An 11,590-nucleotide genomic window follows, 5' to 3' on the forward strand; every position below is an offset into this window, starting at 1 on the left:
GCTCCGCTCGGCGTCGCCATGTTCCGAACTGAGCCAACCGATTCGCTCGCTACGCTCGCACGCCGCCACCTCGCTACGCTCGGCGGCGCCGCGACCAAGACTGAGCCAACCGATTCGCTCGCTACGCTCGCTCATGCGTGCACCCCCGACGATCCGACGCCGAGCAGCGACTTGGTCAGCTCGGCTTCGGACAGCAGCCGCCCGGCGTCACCGGTCCAGGCGACCCGGCCCGCGTCGAGCACGACCGCGTCCCGGGCGAGCCGCCGTACGACGGCGAGATTCTGCTCGACCAGCAGCACCGGCACGTCGACGGCGACCCGTTCGAGCACCTCGGCCACCTCTGTCACCACCTTCGGCGCGAGCCCCTTCGTCGGCTCGTCGATCAGCAGCAGCCGGTTGTCGTTGAGCAGGATCCGGCCGATGGCGAGCATCTGCTGCTGCCCGCCGGACAGGGAGCCGGCGCGCTGCTTCGCCCGCCGGTCCAGCTCCGGGAAAAGTTCGAAGACCCGCCCGTACGCCGGGGGTTGCCCCGCCGTTCGGCGAGCCGCAGGTTCTCGGCGACGGTGAGGCCGGCGAAGATGCCGCGGTCCTCCGGCACGTAGCCGAGCCCGTCCCGGACCACCCGGTGGGTGGCCTGGTCGGTGATGTCCCGCCCGCCGATCCGCACGGTGCCGCGCACCTCGCCGCCGCGCGGGGTGAGTCCGAGTACGGCCCGCAGCGTGGTGGTCTTGCCGACCCCGTTGCGTCCGAGCAGGACGGTGACCCCACTCGCGGCGACGTCGAACGAGACCCCCTGAAGAATGTGCAGCCCGGCGATCCGCACCGACAGATCATTGATCGAAAGGATGGGTTCGCTGCTCATAGGGCTTCCCCCAGATATGCCTCCTGGACCGTCGCGTTCGCCATCACGGTGTCCGGGGTGTCGCAGGCGAGCAGGGCGCCGTGGTGCATGACCGCGATCCGGTCGGCGAGTTCGAGGATCACGTCCATGTGGTGCTCCACCATGAGTACGGAGCGCCCGCTGTCGCCGGTCAACGAGCGGATCACCGCGACCAGCTCCGGTACGTCCTCCGCGCTGACGCCGGCCATCGGCTCGTCGAGCAGCATGACAGTCGGCTCACCGGCGAGCAGCAGCGCGATCTCCAGCTTGCGTTTCTCGCCGTGGGCGAGGGTGCCGGCCAGCGCCTCGCCCCGGTGGCCGAGCCCGACCCGGTCCAGCGCCCGGTCGGCGGCCTCGGCGACCGCGGTGTCCCGGGCGGCCCGCCGCCACAGCTTGAACGAGCCGCCCCGTTGTGCCTGTACGGCGAGCCGCACGTTCTCCCGTACGCTCAGCGACCCGAAGACCGACGACGACTGGAAGGTGCGGCCGAGCCCCTGCCGGGCCCGCTTGTGCGGCGGCAGCGCGGTGACGTCCTGCCCGCCGAGCAGCACCTGGCCGGTGGTCGGCGGACGCAGGCCGGAGATCAGGTTGAACAGTGACGTCTTGCCGGCGCCGTTGGGGCCGATGACGCCCAGGAACTCGCCCGGCCGCAGGTCGATCTCGACGTTGTCGACGATGGCGACCTCGCCGATCCGCCAGGTCAGTTGCCGGGTGGCGAGGAGCGCCCCGGTGGCGGGGCCCTCCTCGCGCGCTCGCGTCGCCGGTGTCGCGGAGGGTGGCACCGGGCTCAGCCCTTCATCGGTACGGCCGGCGGCGCGGCCTCTTCGGGGTCAGGGTCTTGGTCAGCTGTGCGGTGAACTCGGTGCCGCTGCCGGAGAGGGTGGCCTGGAACATCGGCTGGAGCAGGGCGTGGTCCTCGGCACGTACCGTGGTCTTGCCCTTGACGCTGTCGAAGGTCCAGCCCTCCAGGCCGGTGACCATCTTGTCGACGTCGTCGCCGCCCTCCTCGACGGCGCGGACGACCATCTGGGCGGCGGCGAAGCCGTCCGGGTGGAACAGGTCGAGGACCCCGCCGGGCACGGCCGCCTTGAGGGCCCTGGCCGCCTCGTTGTCGGCCGCGCCGTCGAAGAAGTGGGACAGGAACGAGATCTTGCTGCCGGCGGCGCCGAAGGTCGGCCAGGAGGCCCGGATGTCCAGGCCGGTCACGACGGTCGTGGAGGTCAGCACGCCCTGCTGGTCCAGGGTCTGCCACATGGCGGGGGCGGTGGTGCCGGCCCAGGCGACGAAGAGCAGGTCGGGCTTCTCCGCGGTGAGCTGGCTGGCGAACGGGGTGAAGTCGGTGGCGCTGGCCGGGGCGAGCACGCTGCTGACGGTCGCGCCGGCGCCGCCGATGACGGCCTTGACGGCTTCCTCGTTGCTCTTGCCGAAGGCACTGTCCTGGGCGAAGACGACGACCTTCTTGCCGGCCGCGTCGCCGATGAACGACTTGGCGGTCAGCACGTCCTGGTAGGACTGCCGGCCGGAACGGAAGGTGTACTTGTTGACGGCGGTGGCGGCGTCGGTCGCGGCCGGGCCGGAGATGAACAGCACCTTGTTCTGTACGGCGAGCGGCGCGACCTGCAGCGCCACGCCGGAGGCCGTCGACCCGGCGAGGATCTTGTAGCCCTTGCCGATCAGGTCCTTGGCTGCGGAGACGGCCTTGGTGGGGTCGCCGGCGTCGTCGACCTCGGTGACCTCGACCGGCCGGTCGCCGATCTTGTTGGTGCCGCCGGTGGCGTGGGCGAGGCCGGCACGGAAGCCTTCGATGTACTGCTTGCCGTACGTGGCCAGCGCCCCGGACTGCGAGTAGACCAGGCCGACCTTGACGGGTGCGGTGCTGTCACCGCCGCCGGTCGCGCTTTCCTGAGGGCTGCCACACGCTGCCACGACCAGGGCCGCGGCCATCATGGTGGCGGCGGTGGCAAACACCCGCCGCGTCGTCCTAACGGTCATTGTCACTCCACGTGAAGAGACTCGGAGGGAAATCTCGTTGTCGGCCCACGCTAGGGAGTGACGTCACCCACGATCTATGTGGCTGAAACCCACAAGTAACAGCATCGGGATATCTGACCGGGACAGGTCAGGCCGGCTGGCAGCGACCGGAACGGCCTTCGATGGCAGCCGGGGCCACGCCGTCCGGCCCGACTGTGTCGATCCGCCCCACCGAACCGGGCCGGAGATCACGACACGATAACGCGTACCGCCGTCGGGTGGGAGGTTCCGCTCCCACCCGACGGCGGCGGTGAATCACGCTCGGTGGCGCCCCGATCGATCCCGGGCGCGGGTCAGCTCAAGGCCGCCCGGGCCGCGACCGCGGTGTCCGGGTGGTCGGTGAAGACCCCGTCGACACCGGCCGCGAAGAGCAGCTCGTACTCGGCGTAGATGTCGCCGCGGGCGTTCGGGTCGGTGCCGATGCGCAGGTCGACGGGGAGGAACTGGTTCTCCGCCCGCGACGTCCAGGTGTGCACGACCAGGTCGTGCCGGTGCGCGTCGCGGACCAGCGTGGTCGCCGGCAACAGCCGGCCGGCCGCGTCACGGGGCAGGACCAGGTTCTTCTGCGCGCCGACACCGTCGGCGTAGCCCGCGATCCAGCGCAGACCGGCCGGGGTGACCAGGTCGGCGTAGGTGCGGGGGTCACCGGCGACGGTGAAGTCGTACGGGCGGCCGGACGCGTCGACGAGCTGCGCCAGCCGTACGTCGGTCAGCCGGGCGAGCTTGCGCAGGTTGGCGGTCTCGAACGACTGGATGATCACCGGGTCCTTGCGCTTGGTCATGCCGTTGCGCTTGAGCACCTTGACCAGCGGCTCTTCCAGCGCCAGCCCGATCGACTGGAAGTAGGTGGGGTGCTTGGTCTCCGGGTAGATGCTGATGGTGCGGTTGCGGGCCCGGCCCTCCCGCTTGGCCAGGTCGATGACCTCCTGGAGGGTCGGCACCTGGAACTGGCCGTCGAAGGCGGTGTTCGTCGGGCGGACCAGCGGCAGCCGCTCCTTGGCCCGCAGCGTCTTCAGCTCGGCCAGGGTGAAGTCCTCGGTGAACCAGCCGGTGACGGTCACCCCGTCGATGACCTTGGTGGCCCGCCGGTCGGCGAACTCGGGGCGGGTCGACACGTCGGTCGTACCGGAGATCTCGTTCTCGTGCCGGGCGACCAGCTCGCCGTCCCTGGTCGGCACCAGGTCGGGTTCGATGAAGTCGGCGCCCTGCCGGATCGCCAACCGGTACGCCTCCAGCGTGTGCTCCGGCCGGTAGCCGCTGGCGCCCCGGTGTGCGATCACCGTCGGGCGGTCGGATGCCCTGGTCCCCTTGTCGGCCACGGCCGGGGCACTCGGGACCGCCACGGCACCGACCACCAGCAGCGCGCCGGCCAGGCCAAGAGCGGAAAGGGTACGTCGCAACGCCGTCTCCTCGTCGTCGGGCGCGATCACGTGCGCACGGGTACGGCGCACTCGCGGACCCGAGTCAAACGGCGCACCACGACCATCGATTGATCTACACCTGTCCATCCGGTGAACCTCGCGGGTGGGACTGATGGCCGACCGCGCCGGCCCGCACCGAGCCCCGGCCGGAGCACGGGTCGCGCCAACCTCACGATCGGGCTCACGGATCGCCCATCGATCGACCACTGAGCGTGATATGAACAGCGACGATGCGCCGGCCGCTGCAACACCCCGCCCGGATCGTGCCGCTGGCGTTCCTGTGCGCGATCGCCGTGGGCACGGTCCTGCTGATGCTGCCGGTGACCCGGGAGGGGCCGGGCGGGCCGAGCTTCGTCACCGCGCTGTTCACCGCCACCTCGGCGATCTCGGTCACCGGCCTGACGGTCGTCGACACGGCCACCTACTGGTCCGACGCCGGGCACGTGCTGATCCTCGTACTCGCGCAGCTCGGCGGCTTCGGCATCATGACCCTGGCGACGCTGCTCAGCCTGCTGGTGTCGCAGCGACTCGGCCTGCGCAGCCGGCTGTTGGCCCGGGCGGAGAGCAGCCTCGCCCTGGGCGACGTACGCCACGTGCTCGGCCGGATCGCGCTGACCATGCTGATCTGCGAGTCGGTCATCGCCGTCTTCGTCGCCGGGCGGCTGTGGATCCACTACGACTACCCGTTTGGCAAGGCCGTCTGGTACGGCGTCTTCCACGCCGTGCAGGCGTTCAACAACGCGGGCTTCGCCCTCTACAGCGACAGCATGGTCCGCTTCGTGGGCGACTGGTGGATCTGCCTGCCGCTGTCGCTCGGCATGCTCGCCGGCGGCATCGGTTTTCCGGTGCTGTTCGAACTCGCCCGGCGGCTCGGCCGCCCAGGGAACTGGTCGACGCACACCCGGCTCACGGTGTGGGGCGGGCTGGTGCTCGGCCTCGCCGGCCTGCTGGTCTTCCTCACCTTCGAGTGGACCAACCCAGGCACACTGGGGCCGCTCGGCACCCACGAGAAGCTGATCGCCGCGATCTTCCAGGACGCGTCGACCCGGGCGGGCGGCTTCAACAGCCTGGACTACAGCGCGATGAACAGCGAGACGATCGCGGTCTGCATCGCGCTGATGTTCATCGGGGGCGGCAGCGCCAGCACCGCCGGCGGCATCAAGATCACAACCTTCTTCCTGCTGGCATTCGTGATCTGGGCCGAGATACGGGGTGAGCCCGACGTCGTCATCGGGCGGCGCCGGATCGCCGAGACCACCCAGCGGCAGGCGATCACGATCGCGTTGCTCGGCATCGCGCTGGTCACTGGTGGCGCGCTACTGCTGATCGCGCTCACCGACGGGGTCGGCCTCGACACAGCGGTCTTCGAGGTGACCTCGGCGTTCGCTACCGTGGGGTTGTCGACCGGGCTGACCCCGACGTTGCCGGACAGCGCGCAGATCGTCCTTGTGGTGCTGATGTTCATCGGCCGGGTCGGCACGATCGTGGTCGCCTCGGCGATCGCGTTGAACGCCCGCACCCGGCTCTACCGATATCCGGAGGAGCGTCCGATTGTTGGCTGACGACCAGGCCGTGCCGAAGGGACCGATGGGGCCGGCGCGGGGTGCGGGCCGGGCGCCCACGGCCGCCGAGGGCGTCGCGGTCCTCGGGTTGGGCAGGTTCGGCGGGCAGGTCGCGGCATCACTGCTGCGGCTCGGGCACGAGGTGCTCGGCATCGACGAGGACCCCAGGCTGGTGCAGCAGTGGTCCGACCGGCTGACCCACGTGGCACAGGCGGACACGACCGACAACGAGGCACTGCGGCAGCTCGGTGTGCCAGACTTCGGCCGGGCCGTGGTCGGCATCGGCACCGACATCGAGGCCAGCGTGCTGACCGTCCTGGCGTTGACCGAGGTCGGCGTCAAGGAGATCTGGGCGAAGGCGACCTCCAGCAAGCACGGCAAGATCCTGTCGGCGGTCGGCGCCCAACACGTCATCTACCCGGAGGCGGCGATGGGCGACCGGGTGGCCCACCTGATCACCAGCCGGATGCTCGACTTCATCGAGTTCGACGACGGCTTCGCGATCGCCAAGATCCGCGCGCCGGAGGACATGGTGGGCCGGAACCTGGCGGACATCGGGCTGCGGACGAGGTGGGGCGTGACGGTGGTCGGGGTCAAGACACCGGGGCGGGAGTTCGACTACGCGCAGGCGAGCACGGTCATCCCGGCCGACAGCGTGCTCATCGTGGCCGGCACGACCGAACAGGTGCAGGAGTTCGCCGCCACGACCTGACCGGCCCGCGGCTCAGTCGTCGTCATCACCGTCGTCGTCATCGTCGTTGCTGTTGTTGCCGTTCCCGTTGTTGCCGTTCCCGTTATTGCCGTTGTTGCCGTTCCCGTTCCCGTTGTTGCCGTTGCCGCGGTTGCCGGACCCGCCGTGGCCGACCTTCTCGGTGCGGCCGGCACCACCGGCGGTGGCCGGTGGCGGGGCGGCACCGGCCGGGTGCGCGCCCGCGACGCCACCACCCACCTGCTGCTGGCCGGCCACTCCGCTGACCCGTACCTCGCACGGCAGACCGTCGAGGTGGAACCGCACCGGAAGCGCGTTGGCCGTGGCGTAGGTGCCGGTCAGCGCGATGGACACGGCCGCGCCCGGCGCCAGCGTGTCGGTGTCCGCCGGCGGTCGTACGGTCACGTCCCGTCCGGCCTGCCGCCACGCCGCCGGTTCGCCACCGACCATGGTCTGGTCACCGGGCAGCGCGAACGTCAGCGTCCAGCCCTGCCGGGTCTGCCCGTCGTTGGTGAGCGTCAGCTCGGCGTCGAACGCCTGTCCGGAATCGGTGCGCACCGCGTACTCGACCTGGCAGGGCGCGGCCGGTTGGTTGCCCATGGCGAGGTTCGTCGGTTCGTCGCCGGTGGCCGGGCTGCCGCCGCTCGCCGCCCAGCCGACGCCGGTCACCATGAGCAGGGCGGCGCCGGCCACCGTGGCAGCGACCCGCCGTCGGACGCCCGGGGTTCGGCCGGACCACCAACGCTCCAGCCGGCCGGGGGCCGACAGTCCGCTGGAGCCGGGCAGCGCGCCGGTCGCCGTGGTTCCCGGAAGGATCGTCGTGCCGGCCACGGCCAGTTCGTCGGCCGGCCGATCGGCCGCGCCGTCCGGCGCGGGTGACACCGGTACGACCCCGGCCAGGCCGACCGCGGCGGCGAGCGTACGGGCGACGTCGGCGCTGCTCGGCCGGTCGTCGGGCGCCTTGGCCAGGCAGCGCCGGCACAGTTGTGCGACCTCGTCGGGCAGCCCCTCGACCGGTGGCAGCGGGGCCGGGTCGGCGTGCCGGTGGTTACGGAGCATCTGGGTGGTCGTGTCGGCCTCCCAGGGCAGCCGGCCGGCCAGGCAGCGATAGAGGAGCAGGCCGAGGGCGTAGACGTCGGTGGCCGCCGACACCTGCCCGGCGTCGAGCCGTTCCGGCGCCAGGTAGGCGGGGGTGCCGAGCAGCTTTCCGTCCGGGTCGGTGTCGCTCTCGCCGGCGAGGGCGGAGATGCCGAAGTCGACGACCTTCGCGCCGGTGGGGGTCAGCATGACGTTGCCCGGGGTCACGTCGCGGTGTACCACGCCGCGGGCGTGTGCCGCGGCCAGCGCGGAGGCGACCTCGGCACAGGCGGCGACCGCGTGCCGCCAGGGCAGGGTCCCGTGGCGGGCCAGCCGGGCCTCCAGCGACTGCCCGTCGACGAGTTCCATGACCACGTACGGCACGGGGACGTCACCGTCCCAGGACTCGCCGAAGTCGTAGACGTTGGTGATGTGCGGATGGATCAGCCGGGCGGCGGCCTTCGCCTCGACCCGCAGCCGGTGCCGGAACGACCGCTCGGCGGCCAGCCGGGAGGCGAGCACCTTGATCGCCACCTGCCGGCCCAGCACCTCGTCGTAGCCGCGCCAGACGACCGACATCCCGCCGGCGCCGAGTTGTTCCACCAGCCGGTAGCGGCCGCCCAGCAGTTCGTTGCCCACCCCACGCATGACCGGATGGATGCCCCTGGAGCAGGGCTTTCAATCTTGACGACCGAAATCGGTCAGCCGGGAGGTCTCCGGTCAGCCGACGGTCAGGAGCTGGTCGACGGGGCGTACTCGTCGGTGAGGACCCGGGCGCCGTCGACGAACCGGTCGAGGTCGGCGCCCGCGAGCAGGGTCGCCGGTTCGTCGACCGAGGTGTCCACGCTGTGGCGCAGGCCGTCGACGTCGAGCGGGGTGTCGGAGGCGACGATGAGGAAGTTGGCGCCTTCCTCGCCGGCCAGCCCGGCGGGCGGGGCGATGACCGCGACGTTCGGGAAGACCGCGGCGACGGTGGCGAGCTGGGCGCGGATGAACCGCAGCGGCGGGTAGTCGATCACGTTCATCACGTAGATGCCGCCCGGCCGGACGATCCGGTGCACCTCGGCGGCCATCTCCCGGGTGGCCAGGTGCCAGGGCACCGTCAGATGGCCGAACGCGTCCCCGACGACGAGGTCGGCGCTGTCGGTGGGCCGCTGGGTGACCAGCATCCGGGCGTCGCCGACGACCGGTTCGAGGTCGGGTCCGGGGCGTACGTCCAGTTCGCGTTCGCCGAGTTCGACCAGCCCGCCGTCGATCTCGAAGACCACGTTGTCGGTGCCGGGACGGGTCGCGGTCAGGTAGCGGGGCACGGTGAACCCGCCACCGCCGAGGTGTACGGCGTCCAGCGGCTGCCCGGGCGGTGCCATCACGTCGGCGACCGCCCCGATCCACTGGGTGTAGGCGAACTCCAGGTGTGTCGGGTCGGCGAGGTCGACGTACGAGTGGTGGGCCGAGTTGAGCACCAGCAGCCGGCCGGTGGAGTTGTCGGGGTCGACCTCGACCGACGCGCAGTGGTATTCGGTTTCCACGTCGCATGGGTCGGGAGCGACGACGGAGACGGTCACCGCAGCCAGGCCGACGACGGCGACGAGCGCTTTCGTGCCGGTACGTCCCGGGAGCGCCCCGCCGCCCTGTCGGCGCAGGTAACCGCCGACGACGAGGCCGGTGACGCCGAGCACCACGGCCAGCCCGATGATGATGACGGTGCTGCTGAAGACCGCCACCAGCACGAAGCCGGTGCCCAGGGTGGCGGTGATCGCGCCGAGGGTGCCGATGCTGGACAGTTTTCCGACCACCTGGCCGGTGTGCCGCAGGTCGCCGAGCTGGAGCTTGACCACCAGCGGGGTGACGGCGGAGAGCAGGGCGGCGGGCACCACGACGGCCAGCGCGACGAGCAGCAGCATCCCGGCCGCGGCGCCGCCGCGCAGCAGTTCGCCGGCGTAGCGGACGACTGGCAGGGTCACCGCGGTGGCGATGGCGGAGATCAGCAGCGCCGGGGCGAGCAGGGTACGCGGGTCGCGGCGGTCGGCGAGCCAGCCGCCGAACCAGGTGCCGTACGCGATCGCGGCCAGCGCCACGCCGATGACCGAGCTGGTGACCTGGAGGGTCACCCCGACGTAGGGCCCGACCAGGCGCAGGGCGGCGGTCTCCAGGACGAGCACGGCGCCGCTGGAGAGGAAGACGAGTGCGGCGGCGAGGCCGTTCGGGAGCGGGCGGCGCAGCTCGTCGGCCGCCGCCGTGATCGCGGTGTCCATCGCCTGCGATGGTACGCAGGCCGGCTGGACGCTTCCGGTGAGACCGGAAGGTCAGATCATCGATAGATGGACGTGGTTGGTGTGGTCGCCGGCCGGGCTGCCGCCGCCGTTGTAGTTGCTCCAGCCGGTGCCGGGCATCCAGATCTGGCGGTACCAGATCACGTAGAGCACGCCGAGCCGGCTGGCGTTCTTGATGTAGAAGGCGGCGAGGTTGTTGCCGTAGGTGCGGTCGCCGCCGGTGGCGTGGACGTTCTGGAAGCCGCTGGTCGCGGCGGAGAAGTCGCAGGCCCGCCCCTTGGGGTGTTCGCCGCTGCCGCCGCTGCGGAAGCAGGAGACGTAGCGCTTGAAACCGGCGAGCTTGGCCTCGTTCATCGCGTGCAGGGTGCGTGGGGTGATGCAGCCGGAGGTGGTGGGGTCGTCGACCGTGCAGGACTCCTTGGGCCAGGAGCCGTTGGGATTGCGCGGTGCGGCCTTGGCCGCCGGGGAGTTGGCGTTGACGTAGCCTCCGCTGGCCCCGCCGCCGACGGCGGCCAGTGCCCGCTCGGCGTCCTTCTTCTTCTTGGCCATGATGTCGAGCTGCTTCTTCTGCTCGTTGACCTCGTTGTCCATCGCGGCCTTGGCCCGGTCGGCCTGCTCGCGGGCCGCGGTCAGGGCGACCAGTTGCCGGTTCTCGTGCCGGGCGATCGTCTCCAGGCCGGCCGCTCGCTGGAGGAACGACTCGGGCGACGCGCTGTTGACCATGATCATAACCGCCGACAGCCGCCCCCTGCGGTAGGACTCGGCGGCGATCAGGGCGACCTCGTCGGTCAGCGCCGCAAGGTTGGCCTCGACCTTCTGGAGTTCCAGGGTCAGTTCGAGCTGACGTTTCTGGGAGTTCTCCAGGGCCGCCTTGGCCTCGACGTGCCCCTTGGACGCCGCCTCGAGCGCGTCGCGCAGGTTCTTGCTGCCCCCCTCGTCCGGCGTCGAGCCGGGCGCGGCGAGGACGGCGCCACCGGGCGAGCCGACGATGACCGACGTGGCGGTGAGGATCGCGGCGAACAGCGCGACCGCGCGGCGCCGGAGCAAGGCCGTCCTGGGCACGAAAGTGGATCCTTCCGTCGGCCGCCTGAGCCCCCGGCCGGGTCGCTCACGACGGGTGGCGACCCTTTCACTTTCGGCGGCGACCCCGCGCACCGGTGCTGTTGACGCCGGTCGGCGGCGCCATCGGGCGGAGACCGCCGGTCAGCATACCGGACGACGGGAAGCGGCTGGTTACTCCACAGTGGAAGATCCATCCAGGATCAAGCTAGGCTAGCCTAGCCTAACTGGAGTACGTGCGAGGAGTGCAGGATGCTCAGGTCCGAAGCCCGGATCGTCACCGACCGTCCCGGGCGATACCTGGCCCAACTCTGCCGGCACTTCTCTCACAAGATCACCACAGAGTGGACCGACGAGCGCGGCTTCGCCGACTTCGGCTTCGGCACCTGCACCCTGCTCGCCGAGGACGGCACCCTGGTCCTGCTCGCGCAGGGCACCGACGAGCCGGGCCTGTCCCGGGTCGAATACGTCGTCGGCGACCACCTCGAACGGTTCGCCGCCCGGGACGGCCTCACCGCCCGGTGGAGCCGCCCCTCGCCGACCTGACCGCCCGGCCGCCGGCGGCCGAGCGGCCCGGC

General features: G+C 71.2%; 8 protein-coding genes and 2 pseudogenes. 3 read left to right on the plus strand and 7 right to left on the minus strand.

The window, feature by feature from the left end:
• Window positions 1-131: 131 nt before the first annotated feature.
• From Prubr_RS08220 to Prubr_RS08235, 4 genes and pseudogenes are all read right to left on the minus strand, one after another.
• Window positions 132-862: pseudogene (locus tag Prubr_RS08220) on the minus strand (ABC transporter ATP-binding protein).
• Window positions 859-1,662, minus strand: a complete 804-nt coding sequence (locus tag Prubr_RS08225; protein WP_212823285.1) for an ABC transporter ATP-binding protein — start codon at window positions 1,660-1,662, stop codon at window positions 859-861. Before Prubr_RS08225 ends, Prubr_RS08220 begins: the two are co-directional and overlap by 4 nt.
• Before the next feature lie 5 nt (window positions 1,663-1,667).
• Window positions 1,668-2,872, minus strand: a pseudogene (locus Prubr_RS08230) (substrate-binding domain-containing protein).
• Window positions 2,873-3,204: 332 nt separating this feature from the next.
• Window positions 3,205-4,311 (minus strand): glycerophosphodiester phosphodiesterase, encoded by a 1,107-nt coding sequence (locus Prubr_RS08235; RefSeq protein WP_212827740.1) that lies wholly within the window; start codon window positions 4,309-4,311, stop codon window positions 3,205-3,207.
• 251 nt (window positions 4,312-4,562) lie between these two features.
• Here Prubr_RS08235 and Prubr_RS08240 point away from each other — a divergent pair, with 251 nt between their 5' ends.
• Both Prubr_RS08240 and Prubr_RS08245 read left to right on the plus strand, forming a co-directional pair.
• The gene (locus Prubr_RS08240) at window positions 4,563-5,894 is read left to right on the plus strand and encodes a TrkH family potassium uptake protein (protein ID WP_212823288.1); all 1,332 of its coding nucleotides are present in this window, start codon (window positions 4,563-4,565) and stop codon (window positions 5,892-5,894) included.
• Between the two features lie 25 nt (window positions 5,895-5,919).
• On the plus strand, window positions 5,920-6,606 hold the full coding sequence (locus Prubr_RS08245; RefSeq protein WP_212827741.1) for a potassium channel family protein: 687 nt from the start codon (window positions 5,920-5,922) through the stop codon (window positions 6,604-6,606).
• A gap of 12 nt (window positions 6,607-6,618) precedes the next feature.
• Here the strand turns inward: Prubr_RS08245 and Prubr_RS08250 are convergent, their stop codons facing one another.
• The 3 genes from Prubr_RS08250 to Prubr_RS08260 form a co-directional block, all read right to left on the minus strand.
• Window positions 6,619-8,328: a serine/threonine-protein kinase gene (locus tag Prubr_RS08250; protein ID WP_212823298.1), complete on the minus strand. Its 1,710-nt coding sequence runs from the start codon at window positions 8,326-8,328 to the stop codon at window positions 6,619-6,621.
• An 83-nt stretch (window positions 8,329-8,411) separates the two neighbouring features.
• Window positions 8,412-9,935, minus strand: coding sequence for a fused MFS/spermidine synthase (locus tag Prubr_RS08255; protein ID WP_212823306.1), 1,524 nt, complete (start codon window positions 9,933-9,935; stop codon window positions 8,412-8,414).
• A 51-nt stretch (window positions 9,936-9,986) separates the two neighbouring features.
• Complete coding sequence (locus Prubr_RS08260) at window positions 9,987-11,015, minus strand: coiled-coil domain-containing protein (RefSeq protein WP_425517993.1); 1,029 nt, start codon at window positions 11,013-11,015, stop codon at window positions 9,987-9,989.
• Window positions 11,016-11,264: 249 nt separating this feature from the next.
• Here Prubr_RS08260 and Prubr_RS08265 point away from each other — a divergent pair, with 249 nt between their 5' ends.
• Window positions 11,265-11,558: a DUF2218 domain-containing protein gene (locus Prubr_RS08265; RefSeq protein ID WP_212823308.1), complete on the plus strand. Its 294-nt coding sequence runs from the start codon at window positions 11,265-11,267 to the stop codon at window positions 11,556-11,558.
• Window positions 11,559-11,590: the final 32 nt, after the last annotated feature.

The sequence above is a fragment of the Polymorphospora rubra genome (assembly GCF_018324255.1).
Classification (GTDB): Bacteria; Actinomycetota; Actinomycetes; order Mycobacteriales; family Micromonosporaceae; genus Polymorphospora; species Polymorphospora rubra.